This is a genomic window from Nonomuraea salmonea, assembly GCF_042428605.1.
Lineage (GTDB): Bacteria > Actinomycetota > Actinomycetes > Streptosporangiales > Streptosporangiaceae > Nonomuraea > Nonomuraea salmonea.
The window spans coordinates 177,523-198,436 of sequence record NZ_JBHMCF010000013.1 but is presented as its reverse complement, the minus strand read 5'-3'; the positions used below and the strand labels follow the sequence as shown (position 1 = coordinate 198,436).

17 protein-coding genes are annotated in these 20,914 nt (G+C 72.5%); 8 read left to right on the top strand and 9 right to left on the bottom strand.

Annotated elements, in window-relative coordinates; translation table 11 throughout:
* The first annotated feature begins 17 nt into the window (after positions 1-17).
* Complete coding sequence (locus ACFFR3_RS18875) at positions 18-347, top strand: hypothetical protein (RefSeq protein WP_364377482.1); 330 nt, start codon at positions 18-20, stop codon at positions 345-347.
* Positions 348-559: 212 nt separating this feature from the next.
* On the opposite strand, the gene ACFFR3_RS18870 is transcribed toward ACFFR3_RS18875, so the two are convergent.
* From ACFFR3_RS18870 to ACFFR3_RS18860, 3 genes are all read right to left on the bottom strand, one after another.
* On the bottom strand, positions 560-2,212 hold the full coding sequence (locus ACFFR3_RS18870) for a DNA repair helicase XPB (RefSeq protein ID WP_379483537.1): 1,653 nt from the start codon (positions 2,210-2,212) through the stop codon (positions 560-562).
* Between the two features lie 132 nt (positions 2,213-2,344).
* Entirely contained in the window at positions 2,345-2,701 is a 357-nt protein-coding gene (locus tag ACFFR3_RS18865) for a hypothetical protein (protein ID WP_345391234.1), read from the bottom strand.
* A gap of 73 nt (positions 2,702-2,774) precedes the next feature.
* Positions 2,775-4,253 (bottom strand): AMP-binding protein, encoded by a 1,479-nt coding sequence (locus tag ACFFR3_RS18860; RefSeq protein ID WP_379483536.1) that lies wholly within the window; start codon positions 4,251-4,253, stop codon positions 2,775-2,777.
* 342 nt (positions 4,254-4,595) lie between these two features.
* Between ACFFR3_RS18860 and ACFFR3_RS18855 the strand changes: the two genes are divergently transcribed.
* A complete protein-coding gene (locus ACFFR3_RS18855; protein WP_379483535.1) occupies positions 4,596-5,945 on the top strand; it encodes a hypothetical protein in 1,350 nt (449 codons plus the stop codon).
* Here ACFFR3_RS18855 and ACFFR3_RS18850 read toward each other — a convergent pair.
* Entirely contained in the window at positions 5,923-8,352 is a 2,430-nt protein-coding gene (locus ACFFR3_RS18850; protein WP_379483534.1) for a helicase-associated domain-containing protein, read from the bottom strand. The two genes, ACFFR3_RS18855 and ACFFR3_RS18850, sit on opposite strands and share 23 nt — an antisense overlap.
* Positions 8,353-8,397: 45 nt before the next feature.
* On the opposite strand from ACFFR3_RS18850, the gene ACFFR3_RS18845 reads away from it, so the two are divergent.
* On the top strand, positions 8,398-9,372 hold the full coding sequence (locus ACFFR3_RS18845) for a hypothetical protein (RefSeq protein WP_364377472.1): 975 nt from the start codon (positions 8,398-8,400) through the stop codon (positions 9,370-9,372).
* Here the strand turns inward: ACFFR3_RS18845 and ACFFR3_RS18840 are convergent.
* Together ACFFR3_RS18840 and ACFFR3_RS18835 are read right to left on the bottom strand one after the other, a co-directional pair.
* Positions 9,369-9,986: a TetR/AcrR family transcriptional regulator gene (locus ACFFR3_RS18840; RefSeq protein WP_345391214.1), complete on the bottom strand. Its 618-nt coding sequence runs from the start codon at positions 9,984-9,986 to the stop codon at positions 9,369-9,371. The two genes, ACFFR3_RS18845 and ACFFR3_RS18840, sit on opposite strands and share 4 nt — an antisense overlap.
* Positions 9,987-10,020: 34 nt before the next feature.
* The gene (locus ACFFR3_RS18835; protein WP_364377469.1) at positions 10,021-10,467 is read right to left on the bottom strand and encodes a hypothetical protein; all 447 of its coding nucleotides are present in this window, start codon (positions 10,465-10,467) and stop codon (positions 10,021-10,023) included.
* A 100-nt stretch (positions 10,468-10,567) separates the two neighbouring features.
* Between ACFFR3_RS18835 and ACFFR3_RS18830 the strand changes: the two genes are divergently transcribed.
* The gene (locus tag ACFFR3_RS18830; protein ID WP_345391207.1) at positions 10,568-11,188 is read left to right on the top strand and encodes an HAD family hydrolase; all 621 of its coding nucleotides are present in this window, start codon (positions 10,568-10,570) and stop codon (positions 11,186-11,188) included.
* Between the two features lie 93 nt (positions 11,189-11,281).
* The gene (locus ACFFR3_RS18825; protein WP_345391204.1) at positions 11,282-11,677 is read left to right on the top strand and encodes a cold-shock protein; all 396 of its coding nucleotides are present in this window, start codon (positions 11,282-11,284) and stop codon (positions 11,675-11,677) included.
* Positions 11,678-11,723: 46 nt separating this feature from the next.
* Here ACFFR3_RS18825 and ACFFR3_RS18820 read toward each other — a convergent pair whose 3' ends face one another.
* A complete protein-coding gene (locus tag ACFFR3_RS18820; RefSeq protein WP_345391201.1) occupies positions 11,724-13,238 on the bottom strand; it encodes an MFS transporter in 1,515 nt (504 codons plus the stop codon).
* Between the two features lie 287 nt (positions 13,239-13,525).
* Between ACFFR3_RS18820 and ACFFR3_RS18815 the strand changes: the two genes are divergently transcribed.
* The gene (locus ACFFR3_RS18815; RefSeq protein WP_364377466.1) at positions 13,526-14,326 is read left to right on the top strand and encodes a DUF3027 domain-containing protein; all 801 of its coding nucleotides are present in this window, start codon (positions 13,526-13,528) and stop codon (positions 14,324-14,326) included.
* Between the two features lie 67 nt (positions 14,327-14,393).
* The gene (locus ACFFR3_RS18810; RefSeq protein ID WP_364377464.1) at positions 14,394-17,429 is read left to right on the top strand and encodes a sacsin N-terminal ATP-binding-like domain-containing protein; all 3,036 of its coding nucleotides are present in this window, start codon (positions 14,394-14,396) and stop codon (positions 17,427-17,429) included.
* 3 nt (positions 17,430-17,432) lie between these two features.
* Here the strand turns inward: ACFFR3_RS18810 and ACFFR3_RS18805 are convergent, their stop codons facing one another.
* Complete coding sequence (locus ACFFR3_RS18805) at positions 17,433-18,689, bottom strand: MFS transporter (RefSeq protein WP_379483533.1); 1,257 nt, start codon at positions 18,687-18,689, stop codon at positions 17,433-17,435.
* A gap of 75 nt (positions 18,690-18,764) precedes the next feature.
* Here ACFFR3_RS18805 and ACFFR3_RS18800 point away from each other — a divergent pair, with 75 nt between their 5' ends.
* The gene (locus ACFFR3_RS18800) at positions 18,765-19,328 is read left to right on the top strand and encodes a CGNR zinc finger domain-containing protein (protein ID WP_364377460.1); all 564 of its coding nucleotides are present in this window, start codon (positions 18,765-18,767) and stop codon (positions 19,326-19,328) included.
* 22 nt (positions 19,329-19,350) lie between these two features.
* Here ACFFR3_RS18800 and ACFFR3_RS18795 read toward each other — a convergent pair whose 3' ends face one another.
* Positions 19,351-20,829 (bottom strand): alpha/beta hydrolase, encoded by a 1,479-nt coding sequence (locus tag ACFFR3_RS18795; protein WP_345391169.1) that lies wholly within the window; start codon positions 20,827-20,829, stop codon positions 19,351-19,353.
* Between the last annotated feature and the right edge of the window lie 85 nt (positions 20,830-20,914).

Below are 20,914 nucleotides of genomic sequence, written 5' to 3'. Positions count from 1 at the left end.
CCGGGTACGCATAGGAGGTGCTCCGGCTCCGTGTCTCGCCGATCGTCCCCACGATCGCGAGCTTCCTGCTCGCCGCGTTGTGGGGTCTGTCGGTGTTCGCCGGATGGGGGCTGCAGGCGTTCTGTGCGGGAGATGAGAGCCCGTCGACGTGTTCGCAGCGCCTTGATACGGTTTCCACGGTGTCGGCGCTGTTCGCCGCACTGGCGGCGTGCTGCACGGTGGCCGCCTGGCTGGTCCCGTGGTCGAGGGCCGACTCGCGGACGTTCGCCCGCTTGATGGGCGCCGGGGTGGTGGCCTGGATCGCGGCCGAGGGCGTGTTGTTCCTCGGCGGCCTGCTGGCACGCTGAGCCAGGCGGAAACGGGCGTCCGCTACCAACCTGGAAATACCGAAAAATTCGGGCATTTCAGGTGGGTTTGTCGGATCATGGGGGTATGTCGCAGGCGGCGTGATAGTACGCAGGTGAGGGGGGTGGTTCGAATGTCGGCCCGCGGAGTCTCGTGGACGTGACACCACGGTGAATGCCTGGCCGCTCGGGCGAGCGGCCGGGCATCGCGACCGCTACACCCCGCCGAGCACGTCGTCGGCGTCGATGATCTGATAGGCGTACCCCTGCTCGGCCAGGAACCGCTGCCGGTGCGCCGCGAACTCCTGATCGACGGTGTCCCTGCTGACCACCGTGTAGAACCGGGCGCCCCCGCCGTCGGCCTTGGGCCGCAGCACCCGCCCGAGCCGCTGGGCCTCCTCCTGGCGCGAGCCGAACGTGCCCGACACCTGGATCGCGACGGCCGCCTCAGGCAGGTCGATGGAGAAGTTGGCCACCTTCGACACCACCAGCACCTGAATCTCCTTGTCGCGGAACGCCTGGTAGAGGCGCTCGCGCTCCTTGATCCTGGTGTCGCCCTTGATCACCGGCGCGTTGAGGTGCTCGCCCAGCTCGTCGAGCTGGTCGATGTACTGGCCGATGACCAGCACCTGCTCACCCAGATGGCGGCGGACCAGAGCCTCGGTGACGTGGGTCTTCGACGGCGTGGTGGCGCAGAAGCGGTAGCGCTCCTCCGCCTCGGCCATCGCGTACGCCAGCCGCTCGTCGTCGGTCAGCGTGACCCGGACCTCGACGCAGTCGGCCGGCGCGATCCAGCCCTGGTTCTCCATCTCCTTCCAGGGCGCGTCGTAACGCTTGGGGCCGATCAGCGAGAACACGTCGCCCTCGCGGCCGTCCTCGCGCACCAGCGTCGCGGTCAGCCCGACGCGCCTGCGGGCCTGGAGGTCGGCGGTCATCCGGAAGATGGGCGCGGGCAGCAGGTGGACCTCGTCGTAGACGATCAGGCCCCAGTCGCGGGCGTCGAACAGCTCAAGGTGGCTGTAGACGCCTTTGCGCCTGGTGGTCATCACCTGGTAGGTGGCGATGGTGACCGGGCGGATCTCCTTCTTGTTGCCGGAGTATTCGCCGATCTCGTCCTCGGTCAGCGACGTGCGCTTGAGCAGCTCGGTCTTCCACTGGTGGGCCGAGACCGTGTTGGTGACCAGGATGAGCGTGGTGGCCTGGGCGTGTGCCATGGCCGCCGCGCCGACGATCGTCTTGCCCGCGCCACAGGGCAGCACGACCACGCCTGAGCCGCCGTTCCAGAACGCGTCGGCCGCCTCGCGCTGGTAGGGCCGCAGCGTCCAGCCGTCCTCGTGCAGCGTGATGGGGTGGGCCTCGCCGTCGACGTAGCCCGCGAGGTCTTCGGCCGGCCAGCCCAGCTTGAGCAGCGCCTGCTTGACGTTGCCGCGGTCGCTCGGGTGCACGACGACCGAGTCGGCGCCGATGCGCTCGCCCAGCATCGGCTGGATCTTCTTGGAGCGCAGCACCTCCTCCAGCACGGCCCGGTCGGTGGAGGTCAGGACCAGCCCGTTGACCGGGTCCTTCTCCAGGCGCAGCCGGCCGTAGCGGGCCATCGTCTCGGCGACGTCCACGAGCAGCGCGTGGGGCACCGGATAGCGGCTGTAGCTGATGAGCGCGTCGATGACCTGCTCGGCGTCGTGGCCCGCGGCGCGGGCGTTCCACAGCGCGAGCGGCGTGACGCGGTAGGTGTGCACGTGCTCGGGAGCGCGCTCGAGCTCGGCGAACGGCGCGATCGCCTTACGGCAGGCGTCGGCCTGCTTGTGGTCGACTTCGAGCAGCAGCGTCTTGTCGGACTGGACGATCAGCGGTCCATCGCTCACTGGCATGTCTCCGTGGGGTCGCGTACGGGGCTCTGACGCATCAGGACCATCGTCTCGTGATCCCGGCTCCCCCGCTCCGTGTCTCCAACAACGGACACGCCAGGATTAGTCCTGGACGGCGATGTGCGGCCCCCTGGCTCAGTCGTCGAAGGCGCCGTTGACGCCCAGCAGGATGAACGTGCCGAAGGTGATCACGAGGCCGGCCCCGAACAGCACCCAGCTCCAGACCAGCATCGTGCGGGCGACCTGCGGCCTGGTGGTGGCCCTGCCGAGCGCGAGGCCGGCGAGGATCGCGCCGGGGATGCCGAAGACGTTGCAGCAGGAGACGACCGCGAGCAGGTTGAGCACGAGGGCGACGATCGCGTTGGCGGTCGGGCCGCTGCTGGGAGGCGGCGGAGGGGGACCGTAACCGTAGCCGTAGTGAGGCGGCGGCTGCTCGCCGTAAGGCGCGCCGTAAGGGATGTACGGCTGCCCCGACGGGTCTTGCTGGCTCATCCTCACCTCCGAACTGGTCAACAATTATCACGGAATCACCCCGTGGCAGACCGGTATGAAGGATGGGCAGCGCTCAGCCGAGCAGCGCGCGCAGCGCCTTGCGGTCGAGCTTGAGCACGCTCGTCAGCGGCACGGAGTCCACGAACCGCACCTCCCGGGGATACTTCACCCGGCCCACCCGCTCGCGCGCCCACGTGACGAGCTCCTCGGCCGTCACCGTCGCGCCCGGCCTGAGCTGCACGAACGCCACGACCTCCTCGCCCAGGGCGGGCTCGGGCCGGCCGACGACGCCCGACAGCACCACGTCGGGATGCCGGTCGAGCGCGTCCTCGACGTCGCGCGGGAACACGTTGAAGCCGCCCCTGATGATCAGGTCCTTCTTCCTGTCCACGATGTAGAGATAGCCGTCGTCGTCCACGCACCCGATGTCACCCGTACGCAGCTCGCCGTCCACCAGCGCCGTGCCCTCCGGGTCGGGCTCGTGCTCGCCCCAGTAGCCGAGCATCAGCGACGACCCCGACACGCACACCTCGCCGACGTCGCCGGGCTCCGCGACCTCGCCGTCGGAGTCCCTGATCGTGAGGGAGTAGCCGGCCAGCGGCAGGCCGACGCTGCCCACCCGGCGCCTGCCCGGCGGGTTGAACGTGGTGACCGCGCTGGTCTCGGTCAGCCCGTAGCCCTCCAGGATCTGCACGCCCGGCATCCTGCGCTCGAACTCGCGCAGGGCGTCCCTGCCGAGCGGGGCCGCGCCGCAGGTGAGGTAGGCGAGGTCGGGCAGCGGGCGGGATTCGAGCGGCTCGGCGAGCAACTGGTGGATCATCGAGGGGACGACGGTGCCGTACCTGACGTGCTGCTCGGCGGCCAGCTCCAGGAACGTCTTCGCGTCGAACCAGCGCATCAGCACGGTCTGCTGGGGCTCGCTCGCGTGCAGCGAGGCGACGGTGATGATCAGCCCGTACGCGTGCGACAGCGGCACCGGCACCAGCGCCCGGTTCATGCCCTCCTGGTGGGAGAGGGCGAAGGCGTCCCTGGCGACGTGCCAGAGGCCCTGGTGGCTGAGCATGACGCCCTTGGCCGTGCCGGTGGTGCCGCCGGTGTACATGAGGGCGGCCAGGTCGCCGGGGTCCCTCGCGACGGGGCCGTGCTCGGCCGCGCGTTCGAGCTCGGTGGTGTCCACGTACGCGGGGATGTCCACGCCGGCCGCGCGTACGGTGTCGGCCAGCTCGGGGGAGGTGACGACGGCGGCCGCGCCGCTGTCGGTGAGCACGTGCCGCAGCTCGTCGGGACCCACCAGGAACACCACCGGCGTCACCACCGCGCCCGCCGCCCACAGCGCCTGGTAGACGATCGGCACCTCGGGGGAGTTGGCCATCATGACCGCGACCCGGTCGCCGGGCCTGATGCCGGCCTCGATGAAGCCGCCGCACATCCGGCGCGCCCGCTCGGCGAGCGCGTGGCCGCGGTGCCAGACGCCGTCGTAGAACACCGCGTCGTGGTCGTCGAAACGCTGCCATGACTCCTCGGCCAGGCGGCCCAGCGTGTGCTCGGTCACATGCCCAACCTGATGGGAGCGGGGAGGCGGAGTCAAGAGCTGTGACCTTGACTCGTCATTGTGGACATGGGTGGCGTAGTCCGTAAATCGATATAATTCTCGTTATATTGTGTTCCGAGTTTGCATGTAGCGCTAGATCGTGTATTTGTGGAGATCTACGGGTCGTGAGGCCCCGTGCGGGCAATGCCGGGCATGATCCACATGCCCGGGACCGTCGTGAGAGGTGACTTATTTCCGCAGGTCAGGTGCGGGATGGCTGCCCCTTGTCCGAAGACGAAGAAAATCCTTGACTCGCAGGTCGTCTTTCTGGAGAAAACCTTCCCTCTTATTCCGAGGTGCTTCGTGACGGAAACGCCTGAAACGGGCGAGATCGACCTGGACCACATTACGCTCACAGGAAGTCTCATAGCGGTCAGCGACCACGTGCGCGCCACCGCCGCTCCCGCCACCGCAGACCTGACCAGGCGGGCGGCCGACGCACAGCTCAGGTCGTACCTGGAGCCGAGCTGCTTTCCCGAGGCGGTGCGGCGGCTCGCCATGGGCCACCTGCTCGTCCTCGTCGGCGAGGAGGACAGCGGGCGCCGGCTCGGGGCCATCGCGCTGCTGTCGCGCATGTCGCTGGCCGAGAGCACCATCACCGTGCTGTCCCCCGCCGCCGCGGCGTCCGAGCTGCTGACCGGCATCGAGTACGAGCCGGGCCGGGCCTACCTGCTGCACGACTGGATCGCCGGGGCCGAGCGCTCCGAGCTGGTCGAGCTGGCCCGCAAGCTGGCCGAGCTGGGCTCGTACCTGGTCGTCACCAGGAGCGGCGCGCCGTCGGCCGCCGTCGAGGTCGAGCTGGCGTGGGCCGCGCCCGACCCCGGCGAGCTGTACGACCTGTGCCTCAGCGCCTTCGACCTGCGGGCCGGGCTCAGCCCCGCCGAGCTGACCCGCGGCAGGGACCTGGCGCCGCACCTGCCCACGCCCGCCGAGGTCGTCCGGCTCGCCGCCCGCCTGGCCCGCGGCGAGCCGCCCGCCGACGAGGTGGCCGCCTGGTTCGACACCAAGCCGGCCATGGGCGAGGTGCTGGGGGTGGCCGCGCTGGCGTTCGCGCACCGGCTCTCCGAGCGGGCCCTCGACGCGCAGCTCGCCAGGCTCGAACGCCTCTGCGGCGACACCGCGCGCCGGCCGCTCGCCGGGCCGCTCGTCGGCGTCGAGGACGGGCTGGTCGGCTTCCGCGCGCCGCACCAGCGCGGGCAGGTGCTGGCCGAGCTGGTCGGACGCTACGGGTTCTGGCTGTGGCAGCCGCTGCGCGACTGGGTCAGGTCGCTGCCCGGGCAGGGGGCGGCCGTCCAGGTGCGGGCGGCCGCCGGTCTCGCGCTGCTCGCGCGGCACTCGGGCAGGGAGGTGCGGCAGGAGTTCCTGGAGGTGTGGGCGTTGGGGAGCGCGGCCGAGCAGGTCGCGGCGGCGAACGTGCTGTCGTACATGTGCGGCGACGACACCCTCGCCCCTGAGGCGCTCAGGATCGTGCTGGAGTGGTCGGCCGACCCCCGCGACCCCCGCGCGACGGTGGCGGCGGTGGCGCTGGGCGGCGGGCTCGCCGTCCGCTACCCGGACGACTGCGCTCGGCACCTGCGCCGGCTGGCGTCGTCCGGCGGGCCCGTCGCGTCGGTGGCCGCCCGGTCACTGCTCAGAGGCCGGCGACGCCCGTGATGCGGTGCAGGGCGAAGCGGTGGACGGCGGCGCGGGTCTCGTCGTACGCCGTCAGGTAACCGCCCTCCATCCTGGCCGGCTCCAGGATGCGCGAGGTGGCGTTCCCCTGCGAGTCGAGATAGCCGATCCACACCCGCACGCCCTGCTTGATGGCCTCCTGGAGGGCCGAGATGGTGGCCGTGGCGGGGCCGCGCGGGACGCCGCCGCCCGGCGCGTCCGCGGGCTCGCGCCGCGACAGGTGCGCCGCGTCGCCGGCCCGCAGCGCGCGTACGGCCGCTGCCGCCACCTCGGGGTCGAGGCCGTTGGGCGGCGCCGTCGCGCGGGCGGGGGCGAACGCCTCGGTGCGCCGGCTCTCCAGCTGCGAAATGATCACGTCGCCGTCGAGCGACTCGGCGACCGGCGCGTACCCCATGGCGCGCAGCGAGTCGACCAGCGCAGCCCTGGACGAGCGCGAGGCGATCACGGTCGGCGCCAGCCGGCGCAGCCGCAGCGCGGCAGAGCGCCGGTCGGCGGTGATCTGGTCGAGCAGCGCGGGGTCGTCGCACCTGATGTACGCGCTCGCCGTCCCCACCCTGATCCGCCCGTGCCGCCGCGCGACATCGGTCACCAGGTACGACAGCGCCTGCGGCACCGGCGTCGCCGAATGGCGGGCCAGCATCGACACCAGCTCCTCGCCCCCGTGCCCGGCGTCGAGCGCCCGCCTGATCGACTGCTCGCTGAACCGGTAGACGGTGGCCCCGCCCTTCGACTCGACGTCGGCGGTGAGCGTCATCCAGCGGTTGAGCTCGCTGGTGAGGGGTCCGGGCGCGACCGCGGTGAGGTCGGCCTGCAGCAGCACGTGATCGACCGGCTCGGGCAGCAGCGGCGCCAGCGCGCCCGCCGCGTCACCGCCCTCGGCGAGCAGCCTGCCGTGCGCCGACAGCGCGCCCAGGCCCGTCACGCCCACCTGCTCGGCCTCCCGCAGCGTGAACTCGGTGAGCTGCTGGCGCAGCGGCCCCTTCCTGCGGGGCTGCTCCCACGCCAGCCGTTCGAGCACCGCGTCGCGGTCGGGCGCGAGCCCCGGCGCCGCCGCCAGCACGCCCAGCGTGGCCGCCCGCACCCCGGGCGCCGACGAGCGGCGCAGGTCGGTGTGCAGGGCGTTGAACGGCCTGTCCCGCTCGTCGCGGTCGCCGACCAGACCGGGCACCCGGTCCATGTGCAGCCACGTGGCCGCCAGCGTCACCCACCGGTCGGCGGTGGACCTGACCCGCCACAGGTCGTAGCCCGCGGTCGGCAGCCACTCGCCGTCCACGCCGCCGCCCGCCGCGATCAGACCGGCCGCGTGCGCGACCTCGACCACCAGCGCCGCCACCCACTCCGGCACGTCCAGCTCGGTCGTGGCGCGCTTCAGATCGCGTACGCCGAGCCCGCCGGTACGCAGCACGCCGGGCGGCTCGACGCTCCACCGCTCGCACAGCTCCTCCACCGACCTGACGAACGAGAACGCCTGCCCCGCCGCCGTACGGTCGGTCAGCTTCTGGTCGCGCGCCGCCCCCTGCAGCGGCGGCGGCACCGCGAGCAGGCCCCGGTGCACCCGGCCGCCGCGCAGGTGGAGGGCGACCTCGCGGGGCAGCGTCACGCTCTCCTCGCCGGTCGCCGCCAGCAGGCCGCGGGCCAGCAGCTCCTCGATGGGGGAGCGGGCCGACTCGATGCGGACCTCGCGCCTGGCGTTCGGCACGCGGCCGGTGGGCGGGCCCCAGGCGAGCTGGTCGAGCGCCGCTCTGGCCTCGGGGGAGACCGAGCCGATCAGCCCGGCGGGGTCGGCCAGCGCCGCCGCCAGGCGTTCCTTGCCCGTGCCCGTGGTGCCCGGCGCGACGTCGTCGGCCATCTCGGCCAGTTGCTCGGGTGCGTGGTGGCGGAACGCGTCCGTCGCGCTCGGGCCGAGACCGGCCGGGTCGTCGAGCACCTTGCGGACGCCGGGGCCGAGGTGGAGTGCGTCGTCGGGGCCGTAGACGAGGGCCAGCTCGCGGAGCCTGTCGAGGGCGGCGGTCAGCGCGGGCATGGGGTCCGCGCTCCGTGCCCGCTTGCCGCCGGCCTTGCCGTTGCTCGCGCCGGTGGCTCTGCTCCTGCTCGTCTGGGCGTCGTCCGCTTGCGCGTCGTCCGGATCGCCGGCGGCCAGAGCGGCGGTGATCAGGGCGCGCAGGGCGTCCTTCGACAGCGGCTCCTCGCGTACGGCGAGCGTCTCCACGACCGCCAGCGTGAACCGGTCGAGCCGGTCGAGCACCCTCGCTATGGCCGACGGGCTCGCCGCGCGGGACGCGAGACCTTCCAGATGCGCGGGCACCGGAGTGATCAACTCGGGACGCGCGGAGACGAGCGCCCGTAGCTGTTCGTCGGTGCGCCCCCTGATCCACTCCGTGAACTCCATCGTTGCCATGGTATGTCCCCCCTGATTGAGGCAGCATTGCTAGGCGTGATAGAGCGCGCGGACCAGCTCGTGCTGAACTACGTCTCCAAGGCCGCCGACGCGGCTCACGGTGTGCTGCGCGCCGACCAGCGGCTCGACTTCGCCCGCCGGCTGCGCGCCAGGATCGAGACCGAGCGGGGCGGCAGCCAGGACGCGCGGCAGGTGGCGCGGGTGCTGGCCAGGTTCGGCGACCCGGTGAACCTGGTCGAACGCGAGGCCCGCCGGCTCGCCGAGGCCGGCGTCCCGACCGCCCGCGACACGGCACTGAGCCGCACATCGGCCGCTCATGGCGCCGCGCCGGCCGCCACCTCGGCGGCCCGCGAGGCCGGTCCGGGCCCCTTGGCGGCGCCCACGTCGGCCCCCGCGCCGGCCGCGTCAGGCCGGCCGGGTGACACGGCGCCTCTTCCTGCCGCCCGGGCAGGTGGCGCGACGCGGCAGCTGCCGGCCGTGGTCGACGAGCGGGAGGCGCCACCCGGCGTGCGGGTCCACCGGCGGCTCGCCGAGGAGCACGTGGCGCAGGAGCGGGGGTACGGGCTGCCGTTCGCGGGGCTGCGCAGGGTGGCGATGGCGCGGGCCAACCCCATGGCCACCGGCGGCAGGGACGCCAGGACGATCGTCAAGGAGCATCCGCGCGACGCGGCCGCCATCGTGATCCTCGTGGCGGCCGCGCTGCTGGTGCCGTTCCACCTGGCGCCGCTGGCCATCTTCCCGGTGCCGGTCGTGGTGTGGGCGCTCGGCGCGGCGCTGGTGCTGTTCAGCGAGAGCTGGAACCTGCGTGACAGGCTGCTCGGTACCGGGGCCCCGATGCTCGGCTACTCCGTGGGCGGCGTGCTCGTCGGCGGCCTGCGGGTCGGCGTCGAGGCCGGGTGGCAGCCGTTCATCGAGCAGTTCTTCGACGTCAGCGGCACGATGTTCATGATCGGTACGGGGCTCGGCGTCGTCTGGCTCTCCTACCGGCTGCTCGCGCTGGAGGAGCGTTAGCTCACCGGGGCGGGGCTGGGCAGCAGGCCGAGCGCGAGGCGTACCCACGCGCTGACGAACTGGTCCTTCTCCGCGTGCCCCGGCAGCTCCCCGATCGTCTCCTGGAACAGCCGGTAGTGCACCACCGAGCCGCCCAGCACCGCCGCGATGCCCGTCCAGTCGAGCTCGGCGTCGCGGTATTCGGGCTGGGCGCGGAACCAGCTCACGATGGCGTCGAACATCGGCTGGAGCAGACCCTCGCGGACGACCTCGACCAGCTCGGGGAACTGGCTCAGGTCGCGGAAGAAGACCCGCGTCAGCTCCGACTCCTCGCGCACCTTCGCCAGGCCCGCGCGGCACACGTGCGCCAGGCGCTCCTCCAGGTCGACCGATGCCTCCATGGCGCTCAGCTCCGCCAGGCTCTCGGCCACCTGGCTCCTGGTGCGGCTGGCGTGCTCGTTGATGGCCGCGGCGAGGACCTCGTACTTGGACTTGAAGTGCCGGTAGAGCCCTCCTGCGCCGGGGGACAGCCCTGAGGCGGCCTCGATCTCGGCCACGGACGTGGCGGAGTAGCCCCGTTCCGCGAACAGCCGCAGGGCCTCGTCGACGATCCGCTCGCGGGTCGATCTGCTCATGTCTGTGCTGATACCTCCGTAAGGAGCGTAGTCGCTAATCAGCGGTACGCCGGATGAGGCCCGCCACCGCGGAGCCGATGATCAACCAGACGAGCGCCGCGAGGCCGTAGTTGACGAGCGTCGTCCAGCGCGGGTCGGCGAACTGGAAGAGGTTGGTCAAGCCCAGGGACAGCGACGAGGCGAGCGTTTCGACGAACTGGTACCACACGTTGGCCGGGTTGGCCTTGAGCACGGTGAAGATCGCGTACAGCAGGACGGACAGCGCGGCCACGCGGGCGGCCAGGCGTACCAGGGCGGCCAGGGCGGTCACCACGCGCCGCCACGGCGTCAGGGTCCTCCCGCCGGGCCGGGCCGGGCGGTGCGGGCGCGGCACGGCGGGCCCGCTCCCGGCGCGCGGGCGGCTCTCCGTGACGGCACCGCCCTTGACGGGGGACGCGACGAGCCGGTCTCCGGCGTGCGGCGGGTGGGGGGTGTCGGTCACGGCCGCTCCTCTCCGATAAGTAATTCCTTTCTTCCCATTCCCATGCTCCCAGAACAAGGCCCGTTACGGGCAGTAGGGGAGTGTTTGGCATCCTTCACGTGTGACGACTTCGGTGGGATTCGACCTTGACATGACATTGGCGGACACGCGGGAGGGCATCGCGGCCGTTTACGACGAGCTGGCCGTGCGATTGGGCGTGCCATTTGACAGTGCGGCGATCGTGGAACGGCTGGGGCCGCCGCTGGAGGTGGAGCTCGCCAACTGGTTGCCGCCCGAGGAGGTGCCCGCGGCGGCCGACCTCTATCGGGAGATATATCCGAAATTGGGAGTTCCGGTGCACACGGCCATGGCGGGCGCGTACGAGGCCATCGACGCCGTACGCCGGGGCGGCGGCCGGGTCATCGTCGTGAGCGGCAAGAACACCCGCGACGCCGCCGGCACCGTCAAGGCGCTGGGCCTGGCCGTGGACGAAGTGGTCGGCTCGCTTTTCGGAGCGGCCAAGGGATCGGCACTCGCGCGCTTCGGCGCGGCGGCTTATGTTGGTGACCATGTCGCGGACATCGAGGCGGCACGCGCGGGCGGCGCCGTGAGCGTGACAGTGGCGACCGGTCCTTACACGGTGGGAGAGCTGCGTGATCACGGAGCTGATGTGGCGCTGGGCGACCTGACCGAATTCACCGCCTGGTTCGCCGGCTGGCGCGATCATGGCGGTCCCGCGTAATTATCGGGGATTTACCCGGTCGCCCTGGCGCTTCCCGGGGCATAACCTACTTCCATCCGTCCTTCTTTTCGACTGTTTGAACGAGGTCCTCCTGTGCCGAGTGGCAAGGTCAAGTGGTACGACGCCGACAAGGGATTCGGCTTCCTCACCCGCGACGACGGCGGTGAGGTCTTCGTGCATTCATCCGCACTGCCCGCCGGCGCGGGGCCGCTCAAGCCGGGCCAGAAGGTCGAGTTCGGCGTGGCCGAGGGGCGCCGGGGCCAGCAGGCGCTGTCGGTCAGGATTCTGGAGCAGCCGCCGACGCTCGCCAAGGTCAAGCCCAAGGGCAAGCGGAAGAAGCCGGACGAGATGGTGGTCATCGTCGAGGATCTGATCAAGCTGCTCGACGGGGTCTCGACGTCGTACCAGCGTGGCAAGCACCCGGACGCGGCCCACGCCAAGAAGATCGCCCAAGTCCTCCGCGCCGTGGCCGACGACCTCGACGCCTGACCCGCCCGCCGTGCCTGTGGGAGGACCGCACACGTCCTCTCACAGGTCACGCGTTCGGGTTGGTCAGGGGCTTTGTCGGGTCCACCGGGTCAGGGCGTGACGGCGTTTCCGGTCGGGTGTGTTCGTGGTGGAGGCGGTCCCGCACCGCGCGTACGCGCCTGCGGCGGGTCGCCAGGAGCCAGCCGAGGGCGGCCGTGAGCAGGACCGCGAGCGTGACCAGGCCGGCCGTGCTGCTCTGGGTCAGCGACAGCACCAGGCCCACCAGGCCGCCGAACACCCACGCCAGCTGCAGCATCGCCTCCACCACGCCGAACGTCGACGACCGCACCTCCTCACCGATCTCCCGCTGCACGATCGCGTCGAGCGCCAGCTTGCCCAGCTCCTGGGCGAAGGCGGTGATGAGGGAGATCGCCAGAGCCGCCCAGATGCCGAAGAAGACGGCGGCGGCGATGGTGGTGACGGCCGTGACGGCGAGCGTGACGAGCACGATGAGCTGCGGCGAGTGATTACGGGTCCAGTTGGCGACGACGGCGCCCACCAGGCCGCCGAGCCCGGCGGCGCCCGCCAGCAGCGCGATCGTCTTCGTCACGTCGAAGAACGGGTCACCCGCCGCCGGGTCGCCGGCCGACAGCCACGGCACGGCCGCGTCCTGGACGAGGAAGAGCAGGAAGAACAGCAGGAAGCCGGAGAAGACGCGGATGGCCACGTTCGCCCAGACGGCCTCGGCGACGGTGGCCCCGACCTTGAGCAGCGTGCGCCAGCGCGGCGCGGCGCCCTCCTCCTCAAGGTCGGGCGAGTCGACGTGCCGCGGCAGGCGTACGGCGACGACCCCGAGCAGCAGGAACGCCACCATCGCGACGCGCAGGACCACCGCGCTGCCCAGCCACGCGGTCAGCCCCGCGCCGACCGGCACCGCGACCCCGGCCGAGACCAGTGTGAACAGCGCCACCCGCGCGTTCGCCGACACCAGCGTGATGTCGGCGGGCAGCACGGACGGCATGATCGCCGCCCGCGACACGTTGTACGCCTTCGACAGCACCAGCACGCCGAGCGCCCCGATGAACAGGGTGGGCAGGTCGCCCGGCCCAACGGCGGCGGCCATGGCGAAGCAGAGCAGGCCACGGCCGAACAGTGTCCCGGCCATGACGTAACGCCGGCCCGACCTGAACCGGTCGAGTATCGGCCCCACGAACGGCGCCAGCAGCGCGAACGGCAGCATCGTGATGACCAGGTAGAGGGCGACGGAGCCGCGGGCCTCGCCGACGGGCACCCCGAAGAACACCGTGCTGGCCAGCGCGACGGTGACGAGCGCGTCACTGGCGCTGTTGCCCGCCGACAGCTCGATCAGCCGGCCGAGCCCGGTGCGGCCCGCGCCGTTGGCGTAGGTGAGCCGCCGGGTGGCCTGCCCGACCTTCCTCGCACCCGCCGCCGTGGCCTTCCCCGCCCGTGCGGTGCCGGTCGCGGTGGCCCTGGTCGCGCGCGCCGTCGCACGTCCCGCGTCGGCGGCGCCACGCGCCACCCGCCGCGAGATGTCCCGTGCTCGCTCCCAGCCACCCTCCACGCCTACCAGTCTTACCCGAATCCCTCCGCGATCTCAGCGCGGGTCCGCCCCTGGACATCAGCCTTTTCCCACCGCCGGAAACCAGCCCGGGAGAAGGCCGAATCCGCCGTCGCGGGGTAAAGGCCACGACCTGCGGGACGGCCGCCGGAAGGGCGAGCACCGGAGTGCCGAGGGGTGGGGATGGGTGGGGGAATTGAGGGCGGGATGCGCGGTTGTGGGTCCCGCGGGTCGCTCGATGGGTGAGAATGAAGTGTGAGCGAACAGCACCTTTCGGCGGAGGCGGGCCGATGAGCCGCACCAGGGCCCGTGTCTCCGCTCCCGACCAGGCCTGTGTCGCCGCCGTCGATCTGGCGCGCGCCGCGGCCGAGGAGCTGGCGCGGCCGGGCGAGCCCGGTGAGCACCTCGGCTACGAGAGCGAAGGCGACCGGATCGTCACCCACTACTTCGCCTGCCAGGACCGCGCCTATCGCGGCTGGCGGTGGGCCGTCACCGTCACGCGCGCGTCGCGGGCGAAGAAGGTGACGGTCAGCGAGGCGGTCCTGCTCCCCGGCACCGGCGCGCTGCTGGCGCCCGAGTGGCTGCCGTGGAGCGAGCGGTTGCGCCCCGGTGACCTCGGGGTGGGCGATCTGCTGCCGACCGCCGACGACGACGACAGGCTGGCGCCGGGTTTCACCGAGACCGACGACGACGCCGAGCATCAGGCGGTTTTCGAGTACGGCCTGGGCCGGGCACGTGTGCTCTCGGCCATCGGCAAGGACCGGGCTGCCAGACGCTGGCACTCGGGCGAGCACGGGCCGCACACGCCGATCGCACACGCCGCTCCCGCGCAGTGCTCCACCTGCGGCTTCTACTGGCTGCTCGCGGGTGGGCTGCGGCAGATGTTCGGAGTCTGCACTAACGAATACGCACCCGACGACGGCAAGGTCGTCGCCGCCGACCACGGCTGCGGCGCCCACTCGGAGGCCGCCGTGTCGCCGCCGCCGGTCGAGCAGGCGATCCCGATCCTCGACGACCTGGGCTACGACCTCATGGAGGAGGAGGCCGGCTCGGTCGACGAGTCGGCTTCCGAAGAGCTCGGCCATTCCTGATCGTGAGTGTCGGTGCGGGCCGCTAACCTACGGTGGCCCCCAACCCTCTCTACCAGGATCGTGATCGATGAGCGACACCTACGGCACTGACCGGATGCGCGCGGCCGTCCTGTCCGCGTGGACGGCCTCGCCTGCCCGGTTCCGCGAGGACGCCAACGCGGAGGAGGACTTCGCGCTCGGCGGTTACCGCGACCGGCTGATCGTCGAGCTGGCCCAGAATGCGGCCGACGCGGCGCTGCGGGCGGGCGTGCCGGGCGTGCTGCGGCTGACGTTGCGCGGCGAGGTGCTGACGGCCGCCAACACCGGCGCGCCGCTCGACGCCACCGGCGTGGAGAGCCTGTCCACGCTGCGCGCCTCGGGCAAGCGTGACGAGGCAGGGGCGGCGGGCAGGTTCGGTGTCGGGTTCGCGGCGGTGGTGTCGGTGTGCGACGCGCCGTCCATCGGCTCGCGCGGTCACGGCGCGGTCCGCTGGTCCCGTACGGAGACCGCGGCGCTGGTGGCCGACATCCCGGCGCTGGCGGGCGAGCTGGCCGGCCGGGGCGGTCACGTGCCGCTGCTGCGGCTGCCGTTCGACGAGCCGCCGTTCGTCGACGTCCCCGAGGGCTTCGACACCCTCGTACGCCTGCCGCTGCGCGACCACGCGAGCGTCGAGGCGGTCCGCACGATGCTGGCCGAGACCAGCCCCGCGCTGCTGCTCGGCCTGCCCGCGCTGGAGCGCATCGAGATCGAGCTCGACGGCGAGACGCGCACGGTGGTGGCCGAGGGCTGGCACGTCGTTTCGGAGTCGGGCGAGTTCACCCAGGAAGAGGTCGCGAGGCTGTTCGCCGACCGGCCCACCGAGGAGCGGGCCCGCCCGTTCTGGTCGCTGCGCTGGGCCGTCCCGGTCACCGGCACGGGCGAGCCCGGCGCGCTGCCCGCCATCGTGCCGCCCGTGGTGCACGCGCCGACCCCCAGCGACGAGCCGATCGACCTGCCCGCGCTGCTGATCGCGTCGTTCCCGATGGCCACCGACCGGCGCCACGTCGCCAAGGGGCCGCTGACCGACTTCCTGGTCGAGCGGGTCGCCGACGCCTACGTACGCCTGCTGCGCGAGCTGCCCCGCACGTCCAGGCTGCTCGATCTCGTGCCGTCGCTGATGGGCAAGGGTGAGCTCGACGCCCGCATCCGCCGGGCGATCCTGCAGCGGCTGCCCGCCACGCCGCTGCTGCCCGCGCTGTCGGCGCCCGCGCCCGTCGTGCAGACCCCGTCGTTCGCTGACGAGCGGGTCTACGAGCCCGACGCCGAGTGGCGGGTCGAGCATCCCGCGCCCGAGCCCGAGGGCGACGGCTGGGTGGTGGCCGGCCGCGAGGCCGCCGTCGTGCCCGGCGCGTCCGCCGAGTTCCTGGCGGCGATCGCCGGTTTCGTGCCCGGCCTGCTGCCCGCCGGCTGGAACGCCCGCCACCCCGCCATGGCGGCGCTCGGCGTGCGCAGGGTCGAGCTGGCAGACGTCGTCGACCTGCTGTCGGGCGAGGCCGTGGAGGGGCGCGAGCCGTCGTGGTGGCGTTCGCTCTATGAGGTGCTGCCGGCCGACGACCCCGAGTCGCTGGGCGCGCTGCCGGTGCCGCTGACCGACGGGCGGCTCGTACGCGGCCCCCGAGGCACTCTGATCCTGACCGACGGCGGCGCCGAGCTCGACCTGACGCCGCTCGGGCTGCGCATCGTGCACCCCGAGGCGGCCCACCCGGCGCTGCTGCGGCTCGGCGCGGCCGAGGCGACGCCCCGCACGGTGCTCGACGACCCGCTGACCAAGGCCGCGGTCTCCCAGTCGCTCGACAGCCCCGACCCCGAGCCGGTCGCGAAGGCCGTGCTGTCGCTGGTCGAGGCGTCGGGGCTGGCGCCCGGCGAGGCGCCGTGGCTGGCCGAGCTGGCGCTGCGCGGCAGCGACGGCGACCTCTATCCGGCCGGCGAGCTGATGCTGGCCGACGGGGCGCTGGCCGGGCTGCTTGAGCCCGACACGCATCTCGGGGTGGCGGCGTCGGAGCTGGAGGAGGCGTACGGGCCGCGGGTGCTGGCGGCGGCGGGCGTGCTCGACGGGTTCGCCGTCGTCCACGACGCCGACGTGCTGCTCGACCCCGACGACTGCGACCACGACCTCGACGGCGAGGCCGACTGGCTCGACCACGTGCTCGACCTGCTGCCCGACCTCGACGTGCCGCCGCTGGTGCCCGAGTTCGTGGCGGTGCGCGACCTTGAGCTGGTGGCCGACTGGCCGGCCGCGCTGCGGCTGCTGACCACGCCGCCGCTGCGGGCCGCGCTGCATCCGCTGCGGGTCGAGGGTGTCGAGGTGCCGTCCTACACGGCCTGGTGGCTGGCCAACCATCCGGTGCTCGGCGGGCGCAAGCCTTCGGAGCTGCGGCTGCCCGGCGCCGACCCGCTGCTGCAGGGCCTCTACGCCGACGCGCCCACGGGGCTCGACGAGGCGGCGCTGTCCATGCTCGGCGTCCGTACGACGCTGCCCGACCTGCTGGCCTCCCACGGCGGCCCTGAAGAGCTGCTCGACCTGATGGCCGACGAGTCGATCGAGGTCGATCGGGCGCAGCTGCGGTCGCTGTGGGTGGCGCTCGCCGCCGTCGATCCCTCACGGGTGGCGCCGCCCGCGCGGGTGCGTGCCGTGCTGCGCGGGGCCATCGTGGTGGCCTCGGCCGACGACGCCGTCGTGGTGGAGGCGCCTGACCTGCTTCAGCTCGTCGCCGATCGGCCTCTGGTGCTGGCCCCGTACGATCTGGCCGAGGCGCTGTCCGAGCTGCTCGACCTACCGCTGGCCGGTGAGCTGACCTCCGGTGAGGTCACCTCCGAGGGGGTGACGCGGCCGGTGCCCGCCGAGGTGCGCTCGTTGCTGCCGACGGCGCCCGAGACGTATGTCGAGCACGAGAAGCTGCTGGTGGACGGCGTCGAGTGCGCGTGGCGGTTCTTCGAGGGGTCGGTGCACTGCACCGGGGTCGATGGGCTGGCCAGAGGGCTGGCGTGGGCCACCGGGCAGTGGAACGACCGGCTCGCGGTGGCCGCGCTCCTGCGTGATCCGGCGGCGGTGCCGCTGCTGCTTGCCGAGGCCGATCTGTCCTGAAGGTCATCCCGTCGTCGTCAGGGCGGGGCGGTCCAGCAGCGGCCTGACGACGACGGGTTGCGCGACGGCGAGGAGCAGGGCGGTGAGGGCCAGCGTGCCCCACAGCCCTGCCGGTCCCGTCTGCTCGATGAGCCAGGTGCCGCAGAGCGGGGCCAGCACGGTCGCGAAGCCCCACGACGTGCCGAAGACCGACAGGTAGCGGGCGCGGGCGTGCTCGGGGGCGATCGCGACGACCAGGGCGTAGCTGCGGCCGAACATCAGCAGTTCGCCCCCGCTCAGCACCACCGTGGCGGCGAGGTGTCCCGGCAGGTCGGCTGTCACGGCGTAGCCGGCGAGGCCGGTGGCGAGCAGCGTGTAGCCGAGGGTCATCGCGGTGTGGTGCGACAGGGACGCCAGCTTGGGCAGCAGCGGCTGGCAGGCCACCATGACGACGGCGGAGACGGCGGTCAGCAGGCCGGCGTCGGCCGCCGCCAGCCCGCGCGCCACCAGGGCGAGGGGCATCGCGATGATCACCTGCATGGCGATGAGGGCGAACAGCGTGCCGGAGAGCAGCAGCACCAGCAGCGAACGGTCCCGCCAGACCGCTGGGGCGGGCGCGGGCGCGGGCGCGGGGGCGGGGTCACGGCCGGGGGTTGGAGGGGCTATGGGCGCAGTAGCGGGGCCGGGGCTTGGAGGGGCCGCGGGTGTGGTGGTGGGGTCGAGGCGGCGCGGGGTGGGTGGGTCTTTGGGCAGGACAGTGCGGATCAGGGTGGCGCAGGCCAGGCAGGTGACGGCGTCCACGATGAAGAGCCAGCGCAGGTCCCAGCGGCCGAGGGCGGCCGCGATCAGGCCCGCGCCCAGGCCGCCGACGGCCATGGCGGTGTTGAACAGGCTGTACGCCTGAGCCTGGCGCGCCGGACGTACGGTGTCGGCGATGATCGCCTGGGACGGCGGCTCGTAGAGCTCGAAGACCAGCCCGAGCAGGACCGCGAAGACGGCCACCAGCGCCACCGTCCCGGCGAACGCGATGCCTGCCTGGGCCACGGCGCACGCGGTGAGACCGGTGACGATCGTGCGGCGGCGGCCGAAGCGGTCGGCGAGCACGCCGCCGACCAGCCGGGACGGGATGGTAGCGACGCCGAACGCGGCCGTGATGAGGCCGGCCGTCGCGGGGTCGGCGCCGAAGTCGGTGGTCATGAGGACGGTGAGGAAGCCCAGCGAGAAGGCTCCGAGCCGGTTGATCGCCCGTGCGAGCAGGAGCCACCACACGGTGCGCGGCATCTTGATCCCCCTGTGTGACCGACGACAATGGTAACGTCGGTCACGCACGCTACGGCTTCAGAGGTGACCGGTCAAATGCTGTTCGATAGTCACGTGGCGATCCTGCTCGACACGGCGGTCGCGATGGTCAACGCGCTGACCGACGGTCATCAGGGCAGCAGGCCGTACGCCGCGCCCAAGGGGGACGAGTTGCCGGGCGCGATCGGGGAGGTGCTGCCGGGTGGGGTGGCGGTGTCCGTGGACGAGGCGCTCTACCTGGCCGGCACCACGCTCAAGGTGCGCCGGGTGTTCGAGGCGATGGAGGCCGGGCGGGAGGACGACGCCGCCGCCGTCGTCAACGCCCTCGTCGTCAGCACCGGCGCCCGGCCGCAGCTCGACCGGGCGCCTGGAGAGCCGTGGCAGGTGCACTTCCACGGGGCCGACGACACGCTCGCCGTGGGCTGGAGCGCGGGCTTCGCCTCCGCGCTCACCCTGGCCATCGGCAGCGACCTCGGCGGGCGGCTCGGGGTGTGCCGTGCCGCCCCCTGCGACCGCGTGTACGTCGACTCCTCACGCAACGCCGTCCGCCAGTTCTGCTCCCGCTCCTGCCAGAGCCGCGTCAAGGCGGCAGCCTTCCGCGCCCGCACCCGCCCCACCTGAGCTCGGGCGGGCCCCGGGCGGGTCAGGCGGGGCAGGTCGCGCCTGTGCCGGGGAGCTCTGCGTCCAGCAGGTACGCGTCCACCAGGCCCATCACGCACTGGCTGCCGCTCAGGTACGCGCCGTGGCCCTCGCCCTCGTACGTGACCAGGATCCCGGTCTTGAGCTGGTCGGTGAGCTCGGTGGCCCACTCGTACGGCGTGGCGGGGTCGCCCTTGCCGCCGACGACCACGATGGGCGCCGAGCCGGTGGCGTCGATGCGCTTGGCCTCGTCGTCGCCCGGCACCGGCCAGTGGGCGCACGCCGGGAAGGAGCCGTCCACCGACAGGATCGGGAAGATCTTGCGGATCTTGGCGTCCATCCGCTCGACGTCGGCCGCGGTGGGCCGCTCGCTGTTGTCGGCGCAGTTGATGGCCATCAGGCTGCTCATGGACGTGTTGTACGTCCCGTCGGCCCGCCGCCCGGTGTAGGCGTCGGCCAGGGCGAGCAGCATGGTGCCGTCGCCCTTGCGCGCCGCGGCGACGGACTGCTCCAGCACCGGCCAGCTCTGCTTGGCGTACAGCGGGGTGATGACGGCGTGCTGCGCCAGCCCGTACGTCAGCTCACGCTCACTCACCTTGATGGGCTTGGTCTTGAGCTGTTCGAGCAGGTCCAGGACGTTCTTCTCGACGTTGGCGGGGGACGCGCCGATCTCGCAGCTCTGGGCGACGCAGTCCGCGGCGAACGCCTCGAAGGCGGCGTCGAACCCGCCCGCCTGGATGACCGCCCGCTCCTCGAACGTCACGGTCGGGTCGAAGGCGCTGTCGAGGACGAAGCGGCCGACGTTCTTGGGGAAGTGGGTGGCGTAGACGGCGCCGAGGTGGGTGCCGTAGGAGAAGCCGAGGTAGTTGAGCTTGTCGTCGCCCAGCGCGACGCGCATCTGGTCGAGGTCCTTGGCCGCGTTCACGGTGCCGACGTGCGGCAGCACCTTGCCGGAGTCCTTCTCGCAGGCGGCGGCGAACTCGGTGGCCAGCTTGTCCTGGTCCGCACCGTGGCCGGCGGCGAGCAGCTTGCCCATGGTGTCGCCGCAGCGGACGCCGGCGCTGCGGTCCACGCCGCGCGGGTCGAAGCTGACGAGGTCGTAGCGGGTGCCGAGCTTGGCGAAGGCGGCGGAGGCGGTGGCGAGGGTGTCCACGCCGGACGCGCCGGGGCCGCCGAAGTTGAACACGAGCGAGCCGAGGCGCTCGCCGGTGGCCTTGACGCGGATGAGCGCGAGGTCGATCTTCTCGCCGTCCGGCTCGGCGTAGTCGAGGGGGACCGGCAGCTTGGCGCACTCGATGCCGGGGCCGGGCGTGGCGGGCCTGCCGTCGGCGCCCACGAGGTCGGTGCAGGCGGCCCACGCGATGGAGCCCTGGTCGCTGCTGCTCGGGGCGGGGGTCGCGCTGGGCGGCGCAGGGGAGCCGCCGCTGCCGCAGGCGGTGAGGAACGCCGCTCCGAGCAGGAGCGTCACGATCGGCTTCTTCATGCCGTCCAGCATGGTTCGACAGCTATATGCCGATGTAGTGGGTGAAAACACCACTTCCGGATGACTTCGAGGATCCGGCGGAGAT